Genomic DNA, 24,879 nt, shown 5'->3' on the forward strand with positions numbered 1-24,879 from the left:
GCCCCGTGTTCTATCAGGTGCTGAAGTACTTCCTGCTGGGGCCGTTACTGCGGCTGGTGTTCCGGCCGCGGATCGAGGGACTGGAGCACGTCCCGGAAGAGGGCGCGGCGATCATCGCGGGCAACCACCTCTCGTTCGCGGACCACTTCGTGATGCCGGCGATCGTGCCGCGCCGGGTGACGTTCCTGGCCAAGGCCGAGTACTTCACCGGGCCGGGCCTGAAGGGGCGGCTGACCGCGGCGTTCTTCCGCGGTGTCGGGCAGATCCCGGTGGACCGCTCCGGCGGCCGCGCCTCACAGGCGGCGATCTCCTCGGGACTCGCCGTCCTACGGAAGGGCCGCCTGCTGGGGATCTACCCGGAGGGCACCCGCTCGCACGACGGCCGGCTCTACAAGGGGCGTACCGGGGTCGCCTCGATGGCCATCCAGGCGGGGGTGCCGGTGGTGCCGTGCGCGATGATCGGCACGTTCGAGGCACAGCCGACCGGTCGGCGGCTGCCGCGGGCCATGCGGATCACCATCCGCTTCGGCGCGCCGCTGGACTTCTCGCGGTATGCGGGGATGGCCGACGAGCGCTTCGCGCTGCGTGCCGTCACCGACGAGATCATGTACGCGATCCTCACGCTGTCCGGCCAGGAGTACGTGGACAAGTACGCGGGCGAGGCCAAGGCGGAGGCCCAGGCGCAGGCCCGCACCCACGGGCGGCGCGGGCACGGCGGCGGGCAGGCGGGGTAGGCGCCAGCCCGGGAGCGTGGCCCGGCGGCTGCCGGGCCGCGGGGTGCGGAAAACTCGGGTGCCGAGTGGGCCTCCGGTTGGCAGGCTGGGGGCATGAACTCCGAGCTCGACGACGTCTCCGGCCTTCCGAGGAGGGCGCTGTGACGGACTGGATCACCACGCCCGTCGAAGCGCGCATGCTGCGCGGCGCCCTCGATGTGGAACGCACCGCCCGCGGCGTGCTGCCGCACCGGCTGCCCGCCTGGGCCCGCAAGCAGTTCCCCGACGAGGACTTGGCGATGACCGAGGCCAAGCCCGCCGGGGTGCGGCTCGTCTTCCGCACCGCCGCCACCGCCGTCGAGCTGGACACGCTCCCCACCAAGCGCGTCTACGAGGGCGTTCCACCCCTGCCCGACGGCAGGTACGACCTGCTCGTCGACGGCCGTCTCACCGGCCGGGCCACCGCATCCGGCGGCAATGTGCAGACCGTCGACATGACCGCCCGGTCCGTGGTTACCCGGCCCGGTCCGGCCGGCACCGTCCGGTTCGACGCACTGCCGGCGGGGGTCAAGGACGTCGAGATCTGGCTGCCGCACAACGAGATCACCGAGCTGATCGCCCTGCGCACCGACGCCCCGGTCGAGGCCGCACCGGACCACGGCCGCAGGGTGTGGCTGCACCACGGCAGTTCGCTCAGCCACGGCTCCAACGCCGCATGCCCGACGGAGACCTGGCCGGCGCTGGTCGCCGCCCGGACCGGCGTGGAGCTGATCAACCTGGGGTTCGGCGGCAACGCGCTGCTCGACCCGTTCACCGCACGTGCCATGCGGGAGACCCCCGCCGACCTGATCAGCGTCAAGATCGGCATCAATGTGGTGAACAACGACGTGATGCGGCTGCGGGCCTTCGGCCCGGCGGTCCACGGCTTCCTCGACACCCTCCGCGAGGGCCACCCCAGCACACCGCTACTGGTCGTCTCCTCCGTCCTGTGCCCCGTCCAGGAGGACACCCCGGGCCCCCTGGTACCGGACTTCAGCGCCGGAAGGCTGCAGTTCCGGGCCGTGGGAGACCCGGCGGAGCGCGCCGCCGGGCGGCTGACGCTGAACGTCATCCGCGACGAACTCCGCCGCATCACCGCACAGCGGGCGGCCGACGACCCCCACCTGCACTACCTCGACGGCCGGTCGCTCTACGGCGAGGCGGACTTCGCCGAACTGCCCCTGCCCGACGGGGTCCATCCGGACGCCGCCGGTCACCGCCGGATAGGTGAGCGCTTCGCCGAGCTGGCCTTCGGCGCCGGCGGGCCGTTCGCCGCCACGGCCGACTGAGCGTGATGGGGCCGGGCGGTAGACGCTGCGTCTCACCGCCCCGGTACCTGCCGCAATTCGCTCGCGCGGTGCGCCGTCCGGCCCGTACCTTGATCACCATGAGTGATCGGATGCGGGGGTGCCGACGATGAGCGCCCGGCTGCGCGGGATGGCGCAGGAGACGGAGCGGATCGTTGCGGCGGGTGCGTATCGCGCGCCGGGCGGACGGCTGGTGGAGATCGCGGCGGCGGTCGACAGGGCGCGGGCGGGGACCCGGATGTACGGGCCGGAGCCGGTCGCGGTCGAGCGGCCGGCTGCCGGGCCGGGCGGGACGGTCTTCGAGGTGACGGGGGAGGGTAGTCTCACCGCCGGCCGGCGGCTGTCCGAGGCGGACGGCGGGCCCCTGGGCGTGCTGAACTTCGCCTCGGCGCGCAATCCCGGAGGCGGATATCTCAACGGTGCGCAGGCCCAGGAGGAGGCGCTGTGCCGCGGGTCGGCGCTCTACACCTGCGTGCGCGAGGCGCCGGAGTTCTATGCGGCGCACCGGGCCGAGCCCAGTCCGTTCTACAGCGACCGGGTGATCCTCTCGCCCGGTGTGCCGGTGTTCCGGGACGACCGGGGCACCCTGCTCGAAGTGCCGTACGAGGCGGGGTTCTTGACGGCCGCGGCGCCCAACGCGGGAGTGATCGCACGGCAGCGGCCGGACGAGGCGGCGCGGGTGCCGGCAGCACTGGCCGCGCGTGCGGAGCGGGTGCTGGAGGTCGCGGCGGCCGGCGGGCACCGCCGGCTGGTGCTCGGCGCCTGGGGCTGCGGGGTCTTCCGCAACGAACCGGCCGATGTGGCACGGGCGTTCGCCGCCGCGCTGCTCGATGACGGCCGCTTCGCGGGCTGGTTCGACCGGGTGGTGTTCGCCGTGCTGGACCGCCGGGCCGACTCCCCCACCAGGGCGGCCTTCGCGGAGGTCTTCACGGTGTGACGCGCCGGGCGCGGCGAGCGGACGGCGACCCGCCGCGGCCGGTTCGGCGCACGGCGCGGAACACGAGAAGGGGCGGCCGGGAGGGATTCCCGGCCGCCCTTTCGTGTCACCTCCGTGCCGCTACCGCACGGCCGGAAGGTCGGCCGCGCCCTTGGCGACGGCCTTCGCCGCCGGCTTGGCCGGCTTCGGCGTGGCGTGCGGGGCGCACGTCACGTCCTTGGCGTCGGTCCTGCCCTCCAGGAAGTAGGCGTCGACCCGGTCGTTGATGCAGGGGTTGACCTGACCGGTGACACCGTGCGAACCGGCGTCCTTCTCGGTGATCAGACGCGAGCCCGCGAACCGCTTGTGCAGCTCGACGGCGCCGCCGTACGGCGTGGCCGCGTCCCGCTCGCTCTGCACGATCAGCACGCTCGGCAGGCCCTTGCCGGTGGCGACCTCCACCGGGCGCTGCTGCTTGACCTGCCAGGTGGCGCAGGGCAGGTTCATCCAGGCGTTGGACCAGGTCATGAACGGTGCCTGCTGGTGGATGCGGGTGTTGTCCCGGTCCCACTTGCGCCAGCTGGTGGGCCACTTGGTGTCGGTGCACTCGACGGCCGTGTAGACGGCGTTGCCGTTCTCCGAGGCGATGTTGCCGGCGGTGTCCTTGAGGTCGGGACCGGCGTTCTCGACCAGCGGCTTGCTGTCACCGGCGAGGTAGGCGCTCCAGACCTCGGCGACCGAGGCCCACATCGAGTCGTAGTACGGCGCGTTCTGGAAGAAGCCGGTCAGCTCGGCGGGGCCGACGACTCCGCCGATGGGCTCCTTCTTGGCGGTCGCCCGCAGCTTCTCCCAGGCGGCCTGGACCTTCTCGGGGGTGTCACCGATGTGGTAGGCCGCGTCGTTCTTGGCGACCCACTTCTTCCAGTCGCCCCAGCGGGTCTCGAAGGCGAGATCCTGGTCGAGGTTGGCCTGGTACCAGACCTTCTCGCGGGACGGGTCGACGACACTGTCGACGAGCATCCGGCGGACATGGTCCGGGAAGAGCGTCGCGTAGACGGCGCCGAGGTAGGTGCCGTAGGAGACGCCCAGGTAGTTGAGCTTCTTCTCGCCGAGCGCGGCACGCACCACATCGAGGTCGCGGGCGGTGTTCGCGGTCGTCATGTACGGCAGGAGGTCGCCGCTGCGCTCGGCGCAGCCCTGCGCGTACTGCTTGGCGAGCTTGCGCTGGGCGCGCTTGTCCGCCTCGCTGTCCGGCACCGGGTCGGCCTTGGGGGCCTTGACGAACTCCTGCGGGTCCATGCAGGAGATGGCGGCCGAGTGGCCCACTCCCCGGGGGTCGAAGCCGACGAAGTCGTATGCCTTCGCGGTCTTGGCCCACAGGGGGTTCTTGGTGGTGATACGGGTCGGGAACCTCATGCCCGAACCGCCGGGTCCACCGGGGTTGTACAGGAGGGAGCCCTGTCGCTCCTCCTTGCCGCCGGTGCTGACGGCCCGGTCGACGGCGATCTTGATGGTGCGGCCGTTGGGCCGGGCGTAGTCGACCGGGACGGTGACATAGCCGCACTGGACGGGCGACTTCAGGCCCCAGTCCGCGGGGCAGTCCTGCCAGTCGATGCCCTTCTTGGCCGCGCGTGCGGCGGCGGTCTCTACGCCGCGCGCTTCGGCCGTCTTGGTCTTCGGGTGCTCGCCGGCGCTGGCGGGCGTGGCGGCTATCGCTCCGGTGAGGAGCGCGCCGGTCACCAGGGTGCCGGCGGCGCCGAGCGCTGCTGTTCTTCTCACGTGGTGGTTTCCCCCTGCTCGGTTGCCACTTGTGGCGGCGTTGATCACAGGTCTACGGAGGGATCCTGTCGTCTTACAGCCCCTCCTGAACAGGTTTGACCGGCAATTCTTTACCAAGCCGTAGGTTTTGAGGCCGGGTGGGCTCCGGAGGAGGAACGGCCGGACATCGCGGTAGAACCGCATCATTTCAGCCAAGGCGAGCGGGCGATGGCGCGCGGCACAGGCTCGGCACGCCGCACCGGGGCGGCTGCCAACCAGAGCCGCACACGGGGCAGTTGACGTGGCGGAATGGCGACGGCCGCTTGGCTGGCCGACTCGCGCGCCGTCGCGCCCCGGTGAGGCGGGGACCGACTCGATGGCCGCCGGAGGACCGCGGAGGGGCGAGAACACGTCAATTGCCACAGACCTGCCCAGGAGGCATGTGCCCGTCGCGCACCTTCAGTAACCTTCCGTGAAGGCTCTCCCACACGCTGCCACAACGGGAGGGCTTCGGCGTTTTCGCGCCTCAGCCGCCCCCTCCACAGCCGTCGCGAAGGAGTCCCGAAGTGCCGGGTATCGATCAGGTCCTGTCCCGAGCAATGGGGATCCCGGGCGTCCTGGGCGCCGGGCTGATCGACTGGACCAGCGGGCTGACCCTCGGTACGGCCGGCCAGGCCCCGCACGGCGACCATGACGCGGCCGCGGCGGACACCGCCGACGTCGTGCAGGCCGTAGCGCGCAACGCCACCTTCGACACCGGCGGCGCCTCCGGTCCGGCCCTGGAGGACCTGATCATCACGGCTGCCGGCAGCTACCACTTGATCCGTTTCGTGCACACCGCCTTCGACAGCCAGACCTATCTCTACCTCTGGCTGGACCGTGCGCAGGCCAATCTCGCCGTCGCCCGGCTGCGGCTGCGCGATCTGGCGGCGGAGCTGGTCCCGTCCTGACCCCGCTGCTTGGCCACCTCGCACGAACGGTTAGGGAACCAGCCATGGGCCTGCCCATACCTCCTCGCCCACCCGCCCCAGACGGGCTGCTCGACCGATTCGCCGCGCAACGCGTCACCGGCGTCCTGCGTGGCCCGCACGGTTCGGTCTACCTGCTCGACGGGGCGGTCACCTGCGTCGAGGGCGCCGCCGCACCCGGGCTCGACGTACGGCTCACCGCGGCCGGCAAGGTGCCCGAGCAGGGCTGGGGGCAGGCCGTCGACACCGCCGGGCCACAGCACCGCGTCGGCCAGTTCCTGGTCAGCGAGGGCTGGCTGACGCAGGGTGAACTGGAGATCTGTCATCTGGCGGCCCTGCTCGACGCCGCCTTCTTCGCCCTGCCACTGCCCCCCGAAGCCACCTCCTTCACCCCCGGGACCGCCCACTGGCTGGGAGCCGTGCGCCAGATCAGCGCCACCGCGCTGCAGCAGGCCACGGCCCGCCGCCGGGCGCTGCTGGACCGGCTGCGGCCCTGGGCCGCGGTCGACACCTCGCCCGTCGTTCCCGTCCGCCCCGGCCGCCGGGCCCGCACCACGGCCGGGCAGCGGCGGCTGCTGGAACGGGCCGACGGCCGGCACACCCCGTACGAACTCGCCCGCTCACTGGGCCAGTCCGCGTTCGTGACGCTGCTCGACATCCGCCGCCTGGCCGCGGCCGGTCTCGTGCGCGTGCCGTCGGCGGCCGCACTCCCCCGGCGGCGGCCCGGCGCCTGCCTGGACGGGCACCTGCCGGAGCCCGCCGATCGGCGCGAAACCCCGACCTGGCAACTACCGGTACCGGAACTCCTCGACACCGCCGATCCGGATATTGCCCTCCTGATCCGATTGCGTACGGCGCTGGAGGAAAACCTGTGAACCCTTGCGCGCGAAGACCGTGCACGGCATGAGGCGCGCCATCAAACGACTGGCCGCGAAAAGGAGACTGATGACGATCGAGCCCCGGATACGGGACGAGCTACTCACACTGCGGGATCAGGTGAGGCATTTCCAGGGCGGAATGGTGGCGAGCGTGGACGGCATGGTCATCGCCCACGACCTTCCGGACATCGAACCGGACGGCCTGGCCGCGCTCACCGCCGCGGCCATCGGGGTCGCCAAGCGCCTCACCGAGGCGACCGGCCAGGGGGCGTTCGAGGAGTCCCTGACGCGCGGCGCCGGTGGCTACATCGCGGCCTACTCGGCCGGCCGCCGCGCCGTCCTCACGGCCGTGGCCAGCCCGGACACCAACGTGGGCCGGCTCCATCTGCAGGCCAGACGGGCGGCCGAACGCATCGGCGCCCTGGTCGACTCGGCACCGCACCAGCAGTAGCGCCCCGCACGGGAATTCCCGCACCGCACACATACGACCTCGACACCACGCACCACGCAGAAACACCTTCGAAGAACGGAAAGGTCACACCCCTCATGGCTCAGATGGAATCCGCCCTCGCCGATGCCATGTCGACCATCGAAGGCGCCATAGGCGTCGCCCTGGTCGACTACACCAGCGGTATGGCGCTGGCCACTCTCGGCGACAACCTGGCCCTGGACCTCAATATCGCCGCGGCCGGCAACACCGATGTCGTCCGCGCGAAGATGCGCACCATGGAGATGCTGGAACTCCAGGGCTCCATCGAGGACATGCTCATCACCCTGACCGCCCAGTACCACATCATCCGTCCGGTCACCGGCAAGAGCGGCAGCGGCCTCTTCCTCTATCTGGTGCTGGACCGCAAGCGCGCCAATCTCGCGCTGGCCCGCCACCGCCTCGCCCGGCTGGAGGCCGACCTGGAGGTGTGAGCCTCATCCGGCGGCGGCGCTGCGGGCCGCCTCCTCCAGCAGGCGCCGCAGCCGTAGCGCGTCCGGGGCGAGGGCCGTGGCCAGCACCCCGCCACCGGCGAGCGGCGCCAGGACCCCCTGGCCCGCGCCGTCGGCCGACCGCTCACCCGCCGCCGCGCCGAAGAGCCGTGCCTCGGCCGGCCCGGACTCCCCCTGCGGGTCCACCACCAGGAGTTGCCCGACGGCCCGGTGGCCGCCCAGTACGGCCGGGGTGTCCCAGCCGGGGACCCCGGGCCCGTACGCGGTCTCCTGGTCGAGGAGGGTACGGCCGGCACGGCGCACGGTGAGCCGGCTGCGCAGTGCTCCGGTCCGCTCGCCGCTGCGGCCCAGGACCTGCTCCTCGCGGAGCACCAGGCGTGCGGTGGGGGCGAGTTCGACGGTCGTGGTCATCCGCAGATCGCTGCCCGCGGCGGAGATCAGCGGCTCGGGCAGCCAGTCGAGCCGTGCGCCCTCGCCCACCGTCAGATGCACGTCGTAGGTGGCCGGTGCGCCGGTGCGGCCGGGCAGCGCGACGGTCGCCGCGGCGGCCGTGATGTGCAGCGCGCTGCCCGCCTCGGCCGTGGCCTCGATGCGCAGCCGGTCGCCGCCGAGTGGTGCGCTCATGGCGCCGACGACGCAGACCCGGGCCTGGTCGCCGTGCGCGCGGATGCGGCGCAGCGCGAGCGGGCCGTCGCCGTCGAGGATCGGCAGCCGGGTGGTGCCCGAACCGCCGTCGGTCCGCGCGACGATCCGGGCGGTGGCGCGCAGGCCGGCTGCCGGGACCGCGGTGGTCTGCGGCAGCGCCGCCTGCTTCGGGAGCGCGAGGGTCATGCCGGGCCCGCGGTCCACTCCGCCAGCCGGGCGCGGACCCAGTCCGATACGGGCTGGACGCCGTTCGGCGACTTCAGTGCCGTGAACGCGACGGGCAGTTCGCCGCGCTGGGCCTTGGCGTCGCGGGCCATGCCTTCCAGGTCGACGCCGACGTAGGGCGCGAGGTCGGTCTTGTTGATGACGAGGAGGTCGGCGGTGGTGACGCCGGGGCCGCCCTTGCGGGGGATGTCGTCGCCGCCGGCCACGTCGATGACGAAGATCTGGGCGTCGACCAGTCCCTTGGAGAAGGTGGCGGTGAGATTGTCACCGCCGGACTCGACCAGGACGAGGTCGAGGGGGCCGACCGCCTCCTCCAGGTCCTCGACGGCTTCGAGGTTGGCGGAGATGTCGTCGCGGATCGCGGTGTGCGGGCAGGCGCCGGTCTCGACGGCCGTGATGCGCTCGGCGGGCAGTACGGCCTCGCGGAGCAGGAACTCGGCGTCCTCGCGGGTGTAGATGTCGTTGGTCACGACGGCGATGGACAACTCGTCGCGCAGCGCCCGGCACAGCGCGGCGACGGTGGCGGTCTTGCCGGTGCCCACCGGGCCGCCGAGGCCGAGGCGCAGGGCGCGGCGCGTTCCGTCGGCGCGTACCGGGTCGGTGGCGCTGTAGGTGTACCGCTCGGGGAAGGTGTCCTTGTGGTCGAGGTGCATACGGGCTCCGGGGGTTGGTGTGGGGTTTCGGGGCGGGGTCTGTCGGGGCGTGGTGCTCAGGAGGCGAAGAGGCGTACCGGCCAGGCGGCGTGCTGCTGGGCGGTGATGTCCAGCAGTGGCGCGGAGGCGGCGGGCAGCGCGTCGACCCCTTCGGCGCGCACCCGCCGTGCCGCCTCGGCCGCCCGCCCGGCGATCTGGTCGAGGTCGGCGGCCAGGTGGGCGAGTACCGCGGTGGCGTCGAAGGGGTCCAGGCTCAGCAGGCGGACGGCCGCGGTGGCCGGGCCGCTGACGTTCTCGTACGCCACCGCGTACGCGGCGTCCAGCGGCTCCAGCCCCGCCGACCGCGCGGCCAGCCCCAGCACGACGGGCTGGTGCGCGCCCCGCGGCCGGGCCGCGGCCAGCGCGTCGAGTTCGGGTGACGGCCAGGTGGCGCGGGCGGCCCGCATCATCTGCCGCCCCAGCTTGCGGGCGGTGGTCCGCAGCGCGGGCACCGGTGTACGGGCGTCGGCCGCGTCGTCCAGCGCGAGCGGATCGTGCCCGGCGGCCGTCGCGGCGGCCAGCGCCGCCGCGACCAGGCCCGCGGTGTGCAGCCGCCCCCGGCAGAAGCTCTCCAGGCTCGCGGCGTCCTTGATGCGTCCCGCCGTGACGGCCGGTTCGGCGCCGCCCGAGTGGGCGTGCCCACCGGCCGGGAACCGTCCGTCGGCGAGGATCAGCAGCGCCGCCCGGCTCATCGGCGCCGCTCCAGTGTGTTTCGGGTGTGCTGTCCCGGCTCGTTCATGGCGGCGCTCAGAAGAGGAAGTACCGCTGGGCCATGGGGAGTTCGGCGGCGGGAGCGGGTTCGACCACTTCGCCGTCGATGGTCACCGTGAAGCGGTCGGGGTCGACATGGACGCGTGGCAGGGCGTCGTTGTTGCGCATGTCCGCCTTGGTGACGCCCCGGGTGCTGCGGATCGCCTCGTACGGCTTGGCCAGCGCGAGGCGCTCGGAGAGGCCGTCCTCGATCGCCTGCCGGGAGACGAAGTTGACCGAGTTGCTGCCCGGGGCCCGGCCGGTGGCGCCGAACATCGGGCGGGGCAGGACGGGCTGCGGGGTGGGGATGGAGGCGTTGGCGTCGCCCATCTGCGCATAGGCGATCTGGCCGCCCTTGATGACGAGCTGCGGCTTGACGCCGAAGAACGCCGGGTCCCACAGGACGAGGTCGGCGAGCTTGCCGTCCTCGACGGAGCCGACGAGGTGGTCGATGCCCTGGGCGAGGGCCGCGTTGATGGTGTACTTGGCGACATAGCGGCGGGCCCGGTGGTTGTCCGCGCCGCCGTCGCCGGGCAGGGCTCCGCGGCGCCGCTTCATGACGTGCGCGGTCTGCCAGGTGCGCAGCACGACCTCGCCGATCCGGCCCATGGCCTGGGCGTCGGAGGACATGATCGAGATCGCGCCGAGGTCGTGCAGGATGTCCTCGGCGGCGATCGTGGAGGGCCGGATCCGGGATTCGGCGAAGGCCAGGTCCTCGGGGACGGCGGGGTTGAGGTGGTGGCAGACCATCAGCATGTCGAGGTGCTCCTCGACGGTGTTGACGGTGTGCGGCCGGGTGGGGTTGGTGGACGCGGGCAGCACGTTCGGCTCGGAGACCATGGCGATCATGTCGGGGGCGTGGCCGCCGCCGGCGCCTTCGACGTGGAAGGCGTGGATCGAGCGGCCGGCGATGGCGGCCAGGGTGTCGCCGAGGAATCCGGCCTCGTTGAGGGTGTCGGTGTGGATCGCGAGCTGGGCGCCGCTCTCCTCGCAGACGTTCAGACAGGCGTCGATGACGGCCGGGGTGGCCCCCCAGTCCTCGTGGATCTTGAAGCCGAGGACGCCGGCCCGCAGCTGGTCGCGCATCGAGGCCACGGACGTGGTGTTGCCCTTGCCGAGCAGCCCGATGTTGACGGGCAGGGAGTCCATCGACTCGAACATCCGGGCGATGTGCCAGGCGCCCGGGGTGATGGTGGTGGCCTTGCTTCCCTCCGCCGGCCCGGTGCCGCCGCCGACCATCGTGGTGACGCCGGAGGCCAGCGCCTCGTCCGCCTGCTGGGGGCAGATGAAGTGGACGTGGGTGTCGATGGCGCCGGCCGTGAGGATCTTGCCGTTGCCGGCGATGACCTCGGTCTCGGGGCCGATGACGAGATCGGGGTGGACGCCGTCCATCGTGTCGGGGTTGCCGGCCTTGCCGAGCGCGACGATCCTGCCGTCGCGGATGCCGACGTCGGCCTTGACGATGCCCCAGTGGTCGAGCACGACGGCCCCGGTGATCACGGTGTCGGGGGTGCCCTCGGCGCGGGTGGCGCGGGACTGGCCCATCGACTCGCGGATCACCTTGCCGCCGCCGAAGACCGCCTCGTCGCCGGCTCGTCCGGGTCCGCCCGAACGGTCCTCGGTGATCTCGATGACCAGGTCGGTGTCGGCGAGCCGGATCCGGTCGCCGGCGGTCGGGCCGAAGAGATCGGCGTACGCCTGGCGGGTCAGCTCAGCCATCGAGAGTGCCTCCGGTCTCGCCCCGCAGGCCCTCGACGATCCGCTTGCCCCCGATGGGCACGAGTTCGACCTCGGTGGGAATGCCGGGCTCGAAGCGCACGGCGGAGCCGGCCGCGACGTTCAGCCGCTTGCCGTGCGCGGCCGCGCGGTCGAAGTCGAGGCCGGGGTTGGCCTCGGCGAAGTGGTAGTGGGAGCCGACCTGCACGGGGCGGTCGGCCGCGTTGAGGACCGTCAGGCGGGTGAGGGGGAGGCCTTCGTTGAGGCGCACCGGCTCATCGGCGTGGAGGATCTGTCCCGGGATCATCTGCTGCTCTCCCGCCGTCAGTTGATGGGTTCGTGAACGGTGACGAGCTTGGTGCCGTCCGGGAAGGTGGCCTCGACCTGCACATCGTGGATCATCTCGGGCACGCCCTCCATCACCTCGTCGCGGGTGAGGACCTTGCGGCCGGAGGACATCAGCTCGGCGACGGTACGGCCGTCCCGGGCTCCTTCGAGGATGTGCACGGTCAGCAGCGCGATCGACTCCGGGTGGTTGAGTTTCAACCCCCGGGAACGCCGCTTTTCGGCCACGTCTGCCGCCACATGAATCATCAGGCGTTCCTGTTCATGCGGGGTCAGTTGCATACGTTCCACCTCACAGTCTTCCCGCCCGGACGCGTATGCCCAGGTCACGGGCGTGAGCACACCCACGGGTTAGGTGTACCACGCAGCATTTAAAGGAGGAGCAAACCGACTTCCAGCACTTGGCCATCAAGCGCCCCACACTTCGGAGGCTAGTTCGGCGGGATTTCGGCGACGTTACAACCAGGGACACGTCAGCGCCTCGTCGTACGCCCCGTGTAACACGAGGTCTTCGCGCCCGTTACGGCGTGGCAACCGCCGTCCCGCGATCGCGGCAAGAGCCGCACCCCTCTTGACCGTACGCGGAATCGAGTGGCGAATTCCGCACCCCGGAGGGTGCCGCCGCCGCACGAAACGGACGACCCGCCGCATCCCCAATTCCCCGCTATCACCACAAAAGGGACACGCTCCGCTCCGCGAACACGCCTGTCCGATATGCGCTCTTGACGATCTCCGCGGTGATCGCAATCCTCATGTGCGCGTCAAAACGCTCCGCACCAACCCCCCACACCAGTATCGGAGCCACACAGTGTCTCGTTCTGTACGAATACGTCGGGTCGCGCTGGCCACCGGCACCGCCACCGCCCTGGCCGCCACCCTCTTCGTCGCGACCGGCGCCCATGCCGGCCCCGCGCCGGCGGCCGCCCCCGACATCGACGTCAAGGCCGTCCAGGCCCATCTGGACCAGCTCCAGTCGATCGCCGACGCCAACGGCGGCAACCGCGCCCACGGACAGCCGGGCTACAAGGCCTCCATCGACTACGTCAAGGGCAAGCTGGACAAGGCCGGATTCACCACCGAGGTCCAGGAGTTCGACAACAACGGCGCCAAGGGCTACAACCTCGTGGCCGACTGGCCCGGCGGCGACGAGGGCAAGACCGTGATGGCCGGCGCCCACCTTGACTCGGTCGACGCGGGCCCCGGCATCAACGACAACGGTTCCGGTTCGGCCGGGATCCTGGAGGTCGCGCTCGCGGTCGCCAAGGCGGACCTCAAGCCCACCAAGCACCTGCGGTTCGGCTGGTGGGGCGACGAAGAGGACGGCATGGTCGGCTCGAGCCACTACGTCGACACCCTCGGCGCGGGCAAGTCGAAGCTCGACTCGTATCTGAACTTCGACATGATCGGCTCGCCGAACCCGGGCTACTTCGTCTACGACGACGACACCCGCCTGGAGAAGGTCTTCAAGGACTTCTTCGCCACCAAGAAGCTCGCCACCGAGAAGGAGACCGAGGGCGACGGCAGGTCGGACCACGCCGCCTTCAAGGACGCGGGCGTCCCGGTCGGCGGCCTCTTCTCCGGCGCGGACTACATCAAGACCGAGGAGCAGGCGAAGAACTGGGGCGGTGAGGCGGGCAAGGCGTTCGACGCCTGCTACCACCAGTCCTGCGACACCTCGAAGAACATCGACGAGAAGGCGCTGGACAACAACACCGACGCCATCGCCCACGCCATCTGGGAGCTCAGCTCCTGAACCGGTCCTCCTGACCTACGGTCAGCGCCCTCCTGAAAGGGGCGGCGCCGACCGACCGGTCACCTCCCCCGACCCGGTCGCCGATCCCCGGCGGCCGGGTCGCGGTGTTCTGCGGCGATGCCGAAGCGCCGCCGTTCGCCCGGAGCGGACGGCAGCTGGCGGACGGTGGAGACCGTACTGATCACCTGCTCCTCCTCCCCATCCTGCTCACGCCGCCCCAGCTCTTCGAGAAGCTGCAGGTCAGCGGCGGATACCAGCGCCACCAGCGGCTTGCCGTGCCGGGTGACGACCACCCGTTCACCGCCGTAGACGACGCGGTTGATCAGATCGGCGAGCTCGGCTCGGGCTTGCGTCACCGGAATTTCGTAGGCCATGCTGCCATTCTAACGGGATGTACATCCTGTACATTTTTTACAGAGGAGAGGAGCAGTCATGCTGCGACCCACGGCTCGCTACGTCCTGCCCGAGTTCACCGAGCGCACCTCACAGGGGACGCGCACCATGGACCCGTACTCCAAGCTGCTCAGCGAGCGCATCATCTTCTTGGGCACCCCGGTGGACGACGCCTCCGCCAACGACGTCATGGCGCAGCTCATCCACCTCGAACACGCCGCGCCGGAGCAGGACATCTCGCTCTACATCAACTCCCCCGGCGGCTCCCTCACCGCGATGACCGCCATCTACGACACGATGCGCTTCGTGTCGTGCGACGTGGCGACGGTCTGCCTGGGACAGGCCGCGTCCGCCGCCGCGGTACTGCTGGCCGCCGGCGCCCCCGGCAAGCGGCTGGCGCTGCCCGGCGCCCGGGTGCTGATCCACCAGCCGTCACTCAGCGAACCCATCCAGGGACAGGCCACCGATCTGCAGATCCAGGCGGAGGAGATGCTGCGCGGCCGCGACATGCTGGTGGAGATGCTGGCGCGGCACACCGGGCAGACCCCCGAGCGGATCGCCACCGACATCGAGCGCGACAAGATCTTCGACGCCCCGGCCGCCCAGGCGTACGGACTGATCGACGGGCTCACCCGCAACCGCAAGCAGTCGGCCCTCCAGCCCGTCACGCGGTGAGCCGGATGCTGCCACCGGAGCCACCGCCCCTGCCCGCCCTCACCCGCGCCGAGGGCGATCTGATCGACCGTTACCTGGAGGTGCTCGATCTGCTGGGCCGCATCAACCCGGCCCGCGGCGGCCACACCTACAGCGGCCTGCGGGCCGCGCAGGCGCTCGTCGGCAAGGCCGCCGGGCTGCGGGACGCCCTGACGCTGATGCACGACCGGGGCGAGAGCGAGCTGCACCACGACACCCTCGCCCGGGCGCTGCGGGTCCTGGACGGCGAGCGCCGGGCCCAACTGGTCACCGTGCCGCCCGGGGAGCGGTGACCCGACACGCCCAACCCGGGCTGCTCGGACGGCGTAGCGTCCACGGCTTCTGCGAGGAGGTGACGAATTGCGCGAGGCGGAGAGAATTCCTCCGGTCCCCATGTTTCGCCCCAGGTCCCGGGACCGCGACACCAGGCACCCCGCCACCTGAAGGAACAATTCCGCCCATTCAGCCCAAATGTGACCCATCTCACATACGGCATTTTCAGCTCGGAATTCGGGTGGTGGGTGCGTGACGATCCCTTCGACGACAAGACCCCGCCACAGCGACGGGGCGGTCCGGACGGGCGCCTAATCCCGCCGCCGTACCGGATGTCCGGTCGACGGTGTGGATCGGCGGGAGCGGAGGACCCGAGCACGACGGGGTCCGGGCCAGCACGGCCGACGGACTCCTTGGGGTGAAGCCGTACGCACGGCCGGGCATCTTCGCCTGCCCGAACCCGACAGGTCTTCCTTCGCAGGCGGCTGACGAAGGGTTCGCGCATGACCGTGCGCACGCATACGCCGCATCTGCTGGCCCGCGCCGCCACCGTCTCCGCTCTGACGATGGCCACCCTCGGCGCCACCACCCTCGCCCCCGGGGCGACCAACGACGCCGAGGCCGCGTCCGTCGCCGCACATGCGGTGCGGGTCGCGGCCTCCAAGCAGGGCTCCCCCTACGAGTTCGGCGCGGAGGGGCCGTACCGTTTCGACTGCTCGGGGCTGACGCTGTATTCGTTCAAGCGCGTCGGCCGGGCCCTGCCACGCAGCGCCGCCGCGCAGTACGACCAGACCCAGCACATCCCGGCCTCCTCCCGAAGACGCGGGGACCTGGTGTTCTTCCACTCGGCCCGCGGCGTCTACCACGTCGGCATCTACGCGGGCCGCGACCGGATGTGGCACGCCCCCAAGACCGGCGACGTGGTGCGGCTGGCGCGCATCTTCAGCTCCGCGATCTCGTATGGACGAGTGAGCTGACCTGGGGCTTCGCCTTACGCTGGGTCAATTGTCAGTGGGGCTCGGTAGTTTGACGGGGTGACCTGGCAACTGAGCAAGCTGCTGACGGCCGCGGCGCGCGGAAGCTTCCCGCCCGCGGACGGATCGGTGACGGTGCTGCCCCAGCCGTCCCCGCGCGACATCGGCGTGGCGTCCTTCACCTGCCATGCCGTGGTGTTCGCGGACGTGGAGCCCGCATGGGTCCATGAGCGGATAGCGCCCGGCGATCTCGCCGGGCCGCTCAGCCCGCCGTTTCTGACCGCTCTGGGCGAGCGGGTGGGGCGCGAGGCCAACAACATCGATATGACGACGGTCGCCCGAGCCCTGCCCGGACCGCCGCCGCTGGAGCTGGTGGAGACGACGGACCGCAGCCATCCGCGGATAACCCGCGCGCTGCGCCACCGCGACGAGGTGCGGGCCTGGACGACCGCCGACGGCGGAACGGTGGTCATCGGCCGCGGTGTGGCCGGCCGCTGGGAGCTGGCCGTCGAAGTGGACGCCGGCGGCCAGGGGCGCGGTCTGGGCCGCAGGCTGGCGCAGGCCGCCCGGCATCTCCTTCCGGCCGGCGAGCTGCTGTGGGCGCAGGTCGCGCCCGGTAACGCCCGCAGCGTGCGCGGGATACTGGCCGCCGGGTTCGTCCCGGTGGGTGCCGAGGTGCTGATGGTGCCGTACGGCGGCCGCGGCTGAACTCCGCCGGCCCCCACGGACCGCGGCCGAGCCCGCGCACGCCTCCCTGGACCGGCGGGCTCCCCTCAACCGACCAGCAGCTCGACGAGCAGGATGCCGCCCAGGGCGCTGAGCAGTGCGCCGGTGACGGCTTCCAGGACGCGGGCGACCTGCGGGCGGCGCAGCCAGGTACCCAGCCGGTCGACGAGCAGGGCGACGGCGGGGAACCACACCAGCGCCATCACCACGACCATCGTGGCCAGCAGCAGCGTACGGGGCAGCGCCGGCTGGCCCGCCGGAACGAACTGCGGCAGCAGGCTGAGGAAGAGCACGGGGGCCTTGGGGTTGAGCGCGTTGGTCAAGAAGCCCTGGCGCAGTCCTTGCGCGGCGTCCAGCAGAGCGGCCGGACGGGCGCCGGCGGCGGGCGCGACGCCGGCGGCATCGGCGTCCGGGCCGGTCGGCGGCTCCGCGTCGGCGGCCCTCGGGCGGCGGGCCGCGATCAGCGCGCGCCCTCCCAGATACAGCAGATAGCCGCCGCCGAGGAGTTGGACGGCGCCGAAGAGCCCGGGCACGGCGACCAGCACCGCGGCGAGCCCGGCGACCGCCAGCGCGGTGTGCACCAAGAGCCCGCCCGCGACCCCGACGGCGGTCGCCACCCCCGCCCGGCGCGAGTCGAGGGCGTTGCGCACCACGACCGCGAAGTCCGCGCCCGGCATGGTGACCATGCCCGCGGCGACTCCGGTGAAGGCGATCAGCTGTCCGTCCATAGGAGCAGCTTCGCCGGCCAGAGGCTTTCATGGGTATGGACAATCTTCTTGGGGGGCCTAAAGAGGTGGTGATGTACGACCCCACGCGGCTGGCCGCGCTGGTGGCGGTGGCGGAGGCCGGTTCGATCACCCGGGCGGCCGCCCGGCTGGGCTACACCGCGCCCGCGCTCTCCCAGCAGCTCGCCAAGCTGGAGCGGGAGGCCGGGGCCGCGCTGCTGGTACGCCACCATCGCGGGGCACGGCTGACGGCGGCCGGTGAGCTGCTGCTCGTACGCGCGCGGCGGGTGCTCGACGAGCTGGAGCAGGCCCGGCACGAGCTGTCCGTGCTGACGGGGCTGTCCGGCGGGCGGCTGCGGATCGGCACGTTCATGACGGCGGGCACCCATCTGCTGCCGCCCGCGCTCAGCTCGTTCCGACGCGCGCACCCCGATGTGGAGCTGAGCGTGACGGAGTACGTACCTCCGCAGGCCACCGAGGCGGTGGCGCTCGGCGAGGTCGATCTGGCGCTGACGCACGAGTATGTGCCGGGTCCGGCGATGCCGCCGCCGGAGGGGGTGCTGCTGGACCCCCTGCTGACCGAGGAGCTGGTACTGGTCACCGCGCCGGGCCACGCCCTGACAGCGGGCTGTGGACGGCTGCCGCTGACCGAGCTGGCCGGTCAGCCGCTGGTCAGCACGGCTCCGGCGAACCCCAACCGGCGCGAGGTGGAGGCGGCGCTGGCGGCTGCCGGGGCGAGCGTGGCGGTGCGCTGCGAGTCACCGAGCTATGCGGTGGTGTGTGCGCTGGTGAGCGCGGGACTCGGGGTGGCGGTGGTCCCGGAGATGATGGCGGAGGGCTCGATGACCCCGCTGGGCGTCCGCCGGCTGGACCCACCGGAGCTGCGCCGCCGGATCTCGGTGGCCTACCGCCCGGGCGGCGGCACCCCCGCCGCGGACACCTTGCGCGCCCTGCTGCACGGAGCCTTCAGCCGCCCCACCGGCGCCCCGTAGGCCATGTCCGTAAAGCCCTGTCAGGCCCGGTGCGCCCCGGCCGTCCTTGGGCCGCCGACGCCGGCACCGGCGCCGGCGACCCGGCCCCGAGGCAGCCGAGGGACGGCCAAGGGACAGCCGAGAGAGACGGCCGAGGCACAGCCAAGGGACAGCCGAGAGACGGCCGAGAGACGGCATGATCCCGAAAAAAATCGCCCCCCTGTTCGGCCGCTCACGGATAATGACGGCTCGGCCGAGTGGGCGCGGAGGCACGCGAGCCAGCCCCCACGCATCGCGGCCGCTGACCGCTCTTCTCGACCGGGGGACGAACCATGCGTATCGGTGTGTACCTTGCCCACCCGCGCCCAGGCAGCTTCAACCACGCTCTCTTCGACGCCGTCGTGGCGGAGCTGGGCGACCGCGGGTGCGAGGTGCTCGCGCACGACCTCTACGCGGAGGGCTTCGCGCCGCTGCTCTCCGCCGAGGAGACCGAAACGGTCCGGTCGGCGCCGTCCTCCCAGGACTCGCAGGTCTCGCTGCACCGGGCGGAGGTGGCCACGCTCGACTCCCTGGTGTTCATCCATCCGAACTGGTGGGGCATGCCGCCCGCGGTCCTCACGGGGTGGGTGCAGCGGGTGCTCGCACCCGGCGTCGCCTACAAGCTGGGTACCGCGGAGGGGGAGCCCGCGGGGCTGCTGCCCGCCCGCCGGGCCCTCGTCCTGAACACCTCCGACACCCCCGCCGACCGCGAGGAGGGCGAGTTCGGCGACCCGCTGCAACGGATCTGGGCGGCGTGCGTGCTGCCGTACGTGGGCGTCACCGACGTGCGCCGGACCGTCTTCCGTACCGTCGCCGACTCGGCCGAGGAGACCCGTGCGGCCTGGCTGCACCAGGCACGCCGGCAGGCCGCCGCGCTGCTGGCCTGACCGTGGCACACGGCACGGTGGCGCCGGGCACCTGTTCCCGCGCTGAAGCCGTGGCACAGGGCCCCGCACCCCGTAGCGAAAGGTTCCTGCAATACAGCGCCGCGCTGTCAGCGGACCGTGACCTGCCACGGCATCGTGATCCACACCGTCTTGCCACCGGACTCGGTGGGGACGACCGAGAGGCGCCCGCCGGCCTCCGCCGCGAGGCAGCGGACGATGACCATGCCCCGGCCGTTGTCCTGCTGGACCGCGGCGGGCAGCCGGCGGGGCCGGCGCGGATGACTGTCGGTGACGCCGACCCGCAGCACCTCGTCCCGGTCGAGCCGCAACTCGACGGTGAAGGTCGGGGACTGGCCGAAGGTGTGCTGGACGGCGTTGGTGGCGAGTTCGGAGACGATCAGCCGGACGGAGTCGGCGGTTTCGGTGTCGGCGGGAAGGCCCCATTCGGCGAGCACGGCCAGGGTGTGCCGGCGGGCGAGGACGACCGAGTCCGGGGCGCTCGGCAGGGTGAGTGACGATTCTTGGTGGTCTGCCATCGCGACGCCGTCCCTTTCCCACCGAGGCCGGCTCCGGTCCGCTGACCAGGGTGCTGGGATGCCGCTCGGGACACCGATTCGGCCTCGGACTTCTGCTGTGCGCCAGACTGCCACCCATGCTGGCGGTGTGGTGCCCGATCCACCAACTTATACAGATTTCTGTCGCTCAATGCGGTGAACTCTGCCACGGGAGACCTGATTTGGGGCGCGTGGGGTCCCTGTGGCGAGGCCTGCGGGCAACCGTCCACCGGTCGCCTCAGCCCGTGGGCGCCGCGGCCACGATCGTTCCGACCGCCCGGTCGACCTGGCGGTCCGTCAGATCCGCCCGGGCGGTGAGCCGCAACCGGGAGATCCCGTCGGGTACGGACGGCGGCCGGAAGCAGCCGACCGCGAGGCCGTCGGCACGGCAGTCGGCGGCCCAGCGGACCGCGGCCTCCGGCGACGGGGCGCGCACCGAGACCACCGCGGCGTCCGGCCGCACGGCCGCCAGGCCCGCCGCGGTGAGCCGGCCGTGCAGCTCGCGGGCGACCTGTCCGGCGCGGGTGGCGCGCTGCGGTTCGCGGCGCAGCAGCCGTAGCGCGGCGAGCGCGCCGCCGGCCGCCGCCGGGGCGAGGCCGGTGTCGAAGATGAACGAGCGGGCGGTGTTGACCAGGTGCTCGATCACCCGGGCCGGGCCGAGCACCGCACCGCCCTGCGAGCCGAGCGACTTGGAGAGGGTCACCGTGGCCACCACATCGCCGTCACCGGCCAGTCCGGCCGCCGACAGCGCGCCGCGGCCCCCGTCACCGAGGACACCGAGGCCGTGTGCGTCGTCGACGAGCAGCGCGGCGCCGCTGGTCCGGCAGGCCTCGGCGAGCGCGGGCAGCGGCGCGGCGTCGCCGTCGACCGAGAACACCGAGTCGGTGACGGCCAGCGCCCGGCCGTCGTGGCCGGTCAGCGCGGCGCGTACGGCCTCGGGATCGGCATGCGGGGCGACTTCCGTACGGGCCCGGGACAGGCGGCAGCCGTCGATGAGGGAGGCGTGGTTGCCCGCGTCGGAGACGACCAGGGTGCCGGGAGCGGTGAGTGCGGTGACGGCGGCGAGATTTGCGGCATAGCCGGACGACAGCACCAAAGCGGCCTCGAAGCCGCAGAACGCGGCGAGTTCCGCCTCCAGCAGGGCATGCAGCTCGGTGCTGCCGGTGACCAGCCGCGAGCCGGTCGCGCCCGCGCCCCAGCGGTGTGCGGCCTCGGCCGCGCCGTGGGTGACCTCGGGGTGGCGGGCGAGTCCGAGGTAGTCGTTGCTGGCCAGATCGAGCAGCGGGGAGTCGGCGGGCCGGGGGCGCAGAGTGCGGACGAGTCCGGCCCGTTGGCGCTCGGCGTGTGTCGCGTCGATCCAGTCGAAGGCCGTGTGGTACGCCTTGCGGGACGGTGCGGCCGAGTGCCCGGCGCGGGGCTCGGGCGGGGCGTCGCGGAGCAGCGGCGGGGCGGAGTCCTGCGGCATCGGCGTCCTTCGTCGTTCGGCCTCGATTGTGGGCTGTCGATAGACGTTAGCGGTCGTTCCGCACGCACACAGTGTGGCGATACACACACCCCGATCGCCGCTCGTTGTGGGAATCCTCCTTGGCCGGGGGCGGGGGCGTACGTCAGGATCAACGCCATGGACCTGCTGAACACGTTGGTGGACAAGGGACTGCGGCGCGAGTTGCCGACCCGTGAAGAAGCGCTGGCCGTGCTGGCGACTTCCGATGACGAACTGCTCGATGTCGTGGCCGCGGCCGGAAAGGTGCGCCGCCAGTGGTTCGGGCGGCGGGTCAAGCTCAACTATCTGGTCAACCTCAAGTCGGGCCTGTGCCCCGAGGACTGCTCGTACTGCTCCCAGCGGCTGGGGTCGAAGGCCGAGATCCTCAAGTACACCTGGCTCAAGCCCGATGAGGCCTCCAAGGCGGCGGCCGCCGGAGTGGCCGGCGGCGCCAAGCGGGTCTGCCTGGTGGCCAGCGGCCGCGGTCCCACCGACCGGGACGTGGACCGGGTCTCGGAGACGATCTCCGCGATCAAGGAGCAGAACGAGGGCGTGGAGGTGTGCGCCTGCCTCGGGCTGCTCTCCGACGGCCAGGCCGGCCGGCTGCGCGCGGCGGGCGCCGATGCGTACAACCACAACCTCAACACCTCAGAAGCCACTTACGGCGACATCTGCACCACACACGACTTCTCCGACCGGGTCTCCACCGTCCAGCAGGCCCAGGCGGCGGGCATGTCCGCCTGCTCCGGGCTGATCGCCGGCATGGGTGAGAGCGACAGCGACCTCGTCGATGTGGTCTTCGCGCTCCGCGAGCTGGACCCCGACTCCGTCCCGGTGAACTTCCTGATCCCCTTCGAGGGCACCCCGCTCGCCAAGGAGTGGAACCTCACCCCACAGCGTGCGCTGCGCATCCTCGCGATGGTCCGGTTCGTCTGCCCGGACATCGAGGTGCGGCTGGCCGGCGGCCGCGAGGTCCACTTGCGCACCCTGCAGCCGCTGGCCCTGCACCTGGTCAACTCCATCTTCCTCGGTGACTACCTGACCAGTGAGGGCCAGGCCGGCAAGGACGATCTGGCGATGATCGAGGACGCCGGGTTCGAGGTCGAGGGCACGGACACCACGACGCTGCCCGAGCACCGCAGGCAGCACGGAGACGACGACGCGGAGCCGGCGCGGACCGCGGACGCCGACGCCGGGGCACCCGCCGCCACCGTCCCCGCGCCGACCGACGAGAACCGCCGCGACCTGGTGGCGGTGCGCCGCCGCGGCGCCGGTACCGACCTGCCGCCCAATGCCTGAGCCGCTCGCTCCCCGCGAGCTGCTCGCGCTCGACCGGCAGCACGTGTGGCATCCGTACGGGCCGATGCCCGGCCGGGCCGCGCCGCTGCTGGTCGAGTCGGCCTCCGGCGTCCGGCTGCGGCTGGCCGAACCGGCCGAGGGCCGGGACGAGTTGGTCGACGGCATGTCCTCCTGGTGGTCGGCGGTGCACGGCTACAACCACCCGGTGCTCAATGACGCCGCACGCGGCCAGCTGGAGCGGATGAGCCATGTGATGTTCGGCGGGCTCACCCATGAGCCCGCCGTACGGCTGGCCAAGCGGCTGGTGGACATCACCCCGGAGCCGCTGCGGCACGTCTTCCTCGCCGACTCCGGTTCGGTGTCCGTCGAGGTCGCCGTCAAGATGTGCCTGCAGTACTGGCGCTCACTCGGAAAGCCCCGCAAACAGCGCCTGTTGACCTGGCGGGGCGGCTATCACGGCGACACCTGGCAGCCGATGTCGGTATGCGACCCGGAGGGTGGCATGCACGAGCTGTGGCAGGGCGTGCTGCCGCGGCAGATCTTCGCGGACGCACCGCCGGCCGGCTTCGACGCCGCCCCCGACGAGGCGTACGCGGCGCACCTGCGCGAGCTGATCGCCCGGCACGCCGAGGAGCTGGCGGCGGTGATCGTGGAGCCCGTGGTGCAGGGAGCGGGCGGCATGTCGTTCCACTCCCCCGGGTATCTGCGGGTGCTGCGGGAGGCCTGCGACGCGCACGGCGTCCTGCTCGTGTTCGACGAGATCGCCACCGGCTTCGGCCGTACGGGCACCCTCTTCGCCGCGGACCACGCGGGCGTCGCGCCCGATGTGATGTGCGTCGGCAAGGCGCTGACCGGCGGATATCTCACCCTGGCCGCGACGTTGTGCACGGCGGCCGTCGCCGACGGCATCTCGCGCGGCGAACTGCCGGTACTGGCGCACGGCCCCACCTTCATGGGCAATCCGCTGGCCGCGGCCGTCGCCGACGCCTCGATCGAGCTGCTGCTGTCCCAGGACTGGGCGCAGGAGGTCAAGCGGATCGAGGCCGGACTGCGGCACGGGCTGGCGGCGGCGGAGAACGTCCCCGGGGTGCGCGAGGTACGCGTACTCGGCGCGATCGGCGTCGTCCAGCTCGACCACCCGGTGGACATGACGGCCGCGACCCGGGCGGCGGTCCGCGAGGGCGTCTGGCTGCGCCCGTTCCGCGATCTGATCTACACCATGCCCCCGTACATCACCGGTGACGACGATGTGGCGCGCATCTGCGCCGCGGTGTGCGCGGCGGCGCGCGAGGGCTGAGAGGAAACACAGAGATGTCAGTGCTGTTCGTGTCCGGCACGGGCACGGAGATCGGCAAGACCGTGACCACGGCCGCGATCGCCGCGGCCGCGATCGCGGCGGGCCGTTCGGTGGCGGTGCTCAAGCCCGCCCAGACCGGCGTCGCGGCACACGAGGCCGGCGATGCGGCGGAGGTCGAGCGGCTGGCCGGTCGGGTCACCACCCTCGAACTCGCCCGCTACCCCGACCCGTTGGCCCCCGCTACGGCGGCCCTGCGGGCCGGTCTGCCGCCGGTGCGGCCGCACGAGATCGCCGAGGCCGCCGCGAAGCTGGACGCCTCGCACGACCTGGTGCTGGTCGAGGGCGCCGGCGGGCTGCTCGTACGCTTCGACGCGGACGGCCACACGCTGGCCGACGCCGCGCGCCTGGCGCAGGCCCCCGTCCTGGTGGTCGTCCAGGCCGGTCTGGGCACCCTGAACGCCACGGCACTGACCGCTCTGGCGCTGCGCACCCACGGGCTCGACAGCCCCGGTGTCGTCGTCGGCAGCTGGCCGTCCGAGCCGGATCTGGCGTCCCGCTGCAACCTGGAAGACCTCCCCGACGCCGCCGGCGCCCCCCTGCTCGGCGTCATCCCCGAGGGCTCGGGCACACTCCCCCCGGACGCGTTCCGCGCGGCGGCGCCGGGGTGGTTGTCCCCGACGCTGAGCGGGGCTCGTCGCCCCTAATTTCCCCCCCACGCTTTCGGCTTTCCCGCCGTGGTGGTTCTTCGCCGTGTCGCCTGCGGCGGGCCCCTCCGCTGCGCTTTGCTGCGGCCCACGTTGTTGGCCGTGCCGCCGTGGGGGTTTCGCGCCGTTGCGCCTGCGGCGGGCCCCTCCGCTGCGCTTTGCTGCGGCCGACTTGTCTGGCTTTCGCGCCGTGTCGCCTGCGGCGGGCGGTTGTTTG

Annotated in this window: 28 protein-coding genes and 1 riboswitch; of the genes, 17 read left to right on the forward strand and 11 right to left on the reverse strand. The window is 72.2% G+C overall.

Annotated elements, in window-relative coordinates; translation table 11 throughout:
- Positions 1-5 precede the first annotated feature (5 nt).
- The 3 genes from ACZ5XZ_RS33655 (at position 6) to ACZ5XZ_RS33665 (ending at position 2,996) form a co-directional block, all read left to right on the forward strand.
- Positions 6-734: a lysophospholipid acyltransferase family protein gene (locus ACZ5XZ_RS33655; protein ID WP_468985096.1), complete on the forward strand. Its 729-nt coding sequence runs from the start codon at positions 6-8 to the stop codon at positions 732-734.
- A 176-nt stretch (positions 735-910) separates the two neighbouring features.
- Complete coding sequence (locus ACZ5XZ_RS33660; protein ID WP_468985166.1) at positions 911-2,041, forward strand: GDSL-type esterase/lipase family protein; 1,131 nt, start codon at positions 911-913, stop codon at positions 2,039-2,041.
- 127 nt (positions 2,042-2,168) lie between these two features.
- Positions 2,169-2,996 carry a TIGR02452 family protein gene (locus ACZ5XZ_RS33665; RefSeq protein ID WP_468985168.1) on the forward strand — a complete coding sequence of 276 codons (828 nt, stop codon included), beginning with the start codon at positions 2,169-2,171 and terminating at the stop codon, positions 2,994-2,996.
- 120 nt (positions 2,997-3,116) lie between these two features.
- Here ACZ5XZ_RS33665 and ACZ5XZ_RS33670 read toward each other — a convergent pair whose 3' ends face one another.
- The gene (locus tag ACZ5XZ_RS33670) at positions 3,117-4,754 is read right to left on the reverse strand and encodes an alpha/beta hydrolase (RefSeq protein ID WP_468985098.1); all 1,638 of its coding nucleotides are present in this window, start codon (positions 4,752-4,754) and stop codon (positions 3,117-3,119) included.
- Between the two features lie 545 nt (positions 4,755-5,299).
- Here ACZ5XZ_RS33670 and ACZ5XZ_RS33675 point away from each other — a divergent pair.
- From ACZ5XZ_RS33675 to ACZ5XZ_RS33690, 4 genes are all read left to right on the forward strand, one after another.
- Positions 5,300-5,683: a hypothetical protein gene (locus ACZ5XZ_RS33675; protein ID WP_468985101.1), complete on the forward strand. Its 384-nt coding sequence runs from the start codon at positions 5,300-5,302 to the stop codon at positions 5,681-5,683.
- Positions 5,684-5,727: 44 nt separating this feature from the next.
- Positions 5,728-6,576 carry a hypothetical protein gene (locus ACZ5XZ_RS33680; RefSeq protein WP_468985104.1) on the forward strand — a complete coding sequence of 283 codons (849 nt, stop codon included), beginning with the start codon at positions 5,728-5,730 and terminating at the stop codon, positions 6,574-6,576.
- 70 nt (positions 6,577-6,646) lie between these two features.
- On the forward strand, positions 6,647-7,030 hold the full coding sequence (locus ACZ5XZ_RS33685; RefSeq protein WP_468985106.1) for a roadblock/LC7 domain-containing protein: 384 nt from the start codon (positions 6,647-6,649) through the stop codon (positions 7,028-7,030).
- 95 nt (positions 7,031-7,125) lie between these two features.
- Positions 7,126-7,500, forward strand: coding sequence for a roadblock/LC7 domain-containing protein (locus tag ACZ5XZ_RS33690; protein WP_393500838.1), 375 nt, complete (start codon positions 7,126-7,128; stop codon positions 7,498-7,500).
- A gap of 3 nt (positions 7,501-7,503) precedes the next feature.
- Here the strand turns inward: ACZ5XZ_RS33690 and ACZ5XZ_RS33695 are convergent, their stop codons facing one another.
- The 6 genes from ACZ5XZ_RS33695 to ACZ5XZ_RS33720 are packed head-to-tail and all read right to left on the reverse strand — an operon-like array spanning position 7,504 to position 12,173.
- Complete coding sequence (locus tag ACZ5XZ_RS33695; RefSeq protein WP_468985108.1) at positions 7,504-8,349, reverse strand: urease accessory protein UreD; 846 nt, start codon at positions 8,347-8,349, stop codon at positions 7,504-7,506.
- Positions 8,346-9,041 carry an urease accessory protein UreG gene (ureG, locus tag ACZ5XZ_RS33700; protein WP_468985110.1) on the reverse strand — a complete coding sequence of 232 codons (696 nt, stop codon included), beginning with the start codon at positions 9,039-9,041 and terminating at the stop codon, positions 8,346-8,348. Before ureG ends, ACZ5XZ_RS33695 begins: the two co-directional genes overlap by 4 nt.
- A 56-nt stretch (positions 9,042-9,097) precedes the next feature.
- On the reverse strand, positions 9,098-9,772 hold the full coding sequence (locus tag ACZ5XZ_RS33705) for an urease accessory protein UreF (protein ID WP_468985112.1): 675 nt from the start codon (positions 9,770-9,772) through the stop codon (positions 9,098-9,100).
- A 55-nt stretch (positions 9,773-9,827) separates the two neighbouring features.
- Positions 9,828-11,549, reverse strand: coding sequence for an urease subunit alpha (locus tag ACZ5XZ_RS33710; protein WP_468985114.1), 1,722 nt, complete (start codon positions 11,547-11,549; stop codon positions 9,828-9,830).
- Positions 11,542-11,853 (reverse strand): urease subunit beta, encoded by a 312-nt coding sequence (locus ACZ5XZ_RS33715; protein WP_430975740.1) that lies wholly within the window; start codon positions 11,851-11,853, stop codon positions 11,542-11,544. Before ACZ5XZ_RS33715 ends, ACZ5XZ_RS33710 begins: the two co-directional genes overlap by 8 nt.
- A 17-nt stretch (positions 11,854-11,870) precedes the next feature.
- On the reverse strand, positions 11,871-12,173 hold the full coding sequence (locus ACZ5XZ_RS33720; protein ID WP_360957481.1) for an urease subunit gamma: 303 nt from the start codon (positions 12,171-12,173) through the stop codon (positions 11,871-11,873).
- A gap of 526 nt (positions 12,174-12,699) precedes the next feature.
- Here ACZ5XZ_RS33720 and ACZ5XZ_RS33725 point away from each other — a divergent pair.
- Positions 12,700-13,644, forward strand: a complete 945-nt coding sequence (locus tag ACZ5XZ_RS33725; protein WP_468985116.1) for a M28 family metallopeptidase — start codon at positions 12,700-12,702, stop codon at positions 13,642-13,644.
- A 59-nt stretch (positions 13,645-13,703) separates the two neighbouring features.
- On the opposite strand, the gene ACZ5XZ_RS33730 is transcribed toward ACZ5XZ_RS33725, so the two are convergent.
- Entirely contained in the window at positions 13,704-14,018 is a 315-nt protein-coding gene (locus tag ACZ5XZ_RS33730) for a type II toxin-antitoxin system Phd/YefM family antitoxin (RefSeq protein WP_468985119.1), read from the reverse strand.
- 58 nt (positions 14,019-14,076) lie between these two features.
- Between ACZ5XZ_RS33730 and ACZ5XZ_RS33735 the strand changes: the two genes are divergently transcribed.
- The 4 genes from ACZ5XZ_RS33735 (at position 14,077) to ACZ5XZ_RS33750 (ending at position 16,685) form a co-directional block, all read left to right on the forward strand.
- Positions 14,077-14,712: an ATP-dependent Clp protease proteolytic subunit gene (locus ACZ5XZ_RS33735; RefSeq protein WP_468985121.1), complete on the forward strand. Its 636-nt coding sequence runs from the start codon at positions 14,077-14,079 to the stop codon at positions 14,710-14,712.
- Positions 14,713-14,717: 5 nt separating this feature from the next.
- Entirely contained in the window at positions 14,718-15,023 is a 306-nt protein-coding gene (locus tag ACZ5XZ_RS33740) for a hypothetical protein (protein WP_468985123.1), read from the forward strand.
- 291 nt (positions 15,024-15,314) lie between these two features.
- A riboswitch (cyclic di-AMP (ydaO/yuaA leader) is annotated at positions 15,315-15,502 on the forward strand.
- A 4-nt stretch (positions 15,503-15,506) separates the two neighbouring features.
- A complete protein-coding gene (locus ACZ5XZ_RS33745) occupies positions 15,507-15,980 on the forward strand; it encodes a C40 family peptidase (RefSeq protein ID WP_468985126.1) in 474 nt (157 codons plus the stop codon).
- 57 nt (positions 15,981-16,037) lie between these two features.
- Entirely contained in the window at positions 16,038-16,685 is a 648-nt protein-coding gene (locus ACZ5XZ_RS33750; protein WP_468985128.1) for a GNAT family N-acetyltransferase, read from the forward strand.
- 65 nt (positions 16,686-16,750) lie between these two features.
- Here ACZ5XZ_RS33750 and ACZ5XZ_RS33755 read toward each other — a convergent pair whose 3' ends face one another.
- Positions 16,751-17,431: a LysE family translocator gene (locus ACZ5XZ_RS33755; RefSeq protein WP_468985131.1), complete on the reverse strand. Its 681-nt coding sequence runs from the start codon at positions 17,429-17,431 to the stop codon at positions 16,751-16,753.
- Between the two features lie 71 nt (positions 17,432-17,502).
- On the opposite strand from ACZ5XZ_RS33755, the gene ACZ5XZ_RS33760 reads away from it, so the two are divergent.
- Together ACZ5XZ_RS33760 and ACZ5XZ_RS33765 are read left to right on the forward strand one after the other, a co-directional pair.
- A complete protein-coding gene (locus ACZ5XZ_RS33760) occupies positions 17,503-18,420 on the forward strand; it encodes a LysR family transcriptional regulator (RefSeq protein WP_468985133.1) in 918 nt (305 codons plus the stop codon).
- Positions 18,421-18,731: 311 nt separating this feature from the next.
- Positions 18,732-19,325, forward strand: a complete 594-nt coding sequence (locus ACZ5XZ_RS33765) for an NAD(P)H-dependent oxidoreductase (RefSeq protein WP_468985136.1) — start codon at positions 18,732-18,734, stop codon at positions 19,323-19,325.
- Positions 19,326-19,432: 107 nt separating this feature from the next.
- Here ACZ5XZ_RS33765 and ACZ5XZ_RS33770 read toward each other — a convergent pair whose 3' ends face one another.
- Positions 19,433-19,861: an ATP-binding protein gene (locus ACZ5XZ_RS33770; RefSeq protein ID WP_468985139.1), complete on the reverse strand. Its 429-nt coding sequence runs from the start codon at positions 19,859-19,861 to the stop codon at positions 19,433-19,435.
- Positions 19,862-20,117: 256 nt separating this feature from the next.
- Positions 20,118-21,344: an 8-amino-7-oxononanoate synthase gene (locus ACZ5XZ_RS33775; RefSeq protein WP_468985142.1), complete on the reverse strand. Its 1,227-nt coding sequence runs from the start codon at positions 21,342-21,344 to the stop codon at positions 20,118-20,120.
- Between the two features lie 156 nt (positions 21,345-21,500).
- Here ACZ5XZ_RS33775 and bioB point away from each other — a divergent pair, with 156 nt between their 5' ends.
- Genes bioB through bioD form a run of 3 tightly spaced genes read left to right on the forward strand, consistent with a single transcriptional unit; the run spans position 21,501 to position 24,662 of the window.
- Positions 21,501-22,661 (forward strand): biotin synthase BioB, encoded by a 1,161-nt coding sequence (gene bioB, locus ACZ5XZ_RS33780; RefSeq protein ID WP_468985145.1) that lies wholly within the window; start codon positions 21,501-21,503, stop codon positions 22,659-22,661.
- A complete protein-coding gene (locus ACZ5XZ_RS33785; protein ID WP_468985148.1) occupies positions 22,654-23,958 on the forward strand; it encodes an adenosylmethionine--8-amino-7-oxononanoate transaminase in 1,305 nt (434 codons plus the stop codon). The genes bioB and ACZ5XZ_RS33785 overlap by 8 nt, the downstream gene beginning before the upstream one ends.
- A gap of 14 nt (positions 23,959-23,972) precedes the next feature.
- Positions 23,973-24,662: a dethiobiotin synthase gene (bioD, locus tag ACZ5XZ_RS33790; RefSeq protein ID WP_468985151.1), complete on the forward strand. Its 690-nt coding sequence runs from the start codon at positions 23,973-23,975 to the stop codon at positions 24,660-24,662.
- The last annotated feature ends 217 nt before the right edge of the window (positions 24,663-24,879 follow it).

The sequence above is a fragment of the Streptomyces sp. NPDC033270 genome (assembly GCF_055576575.1).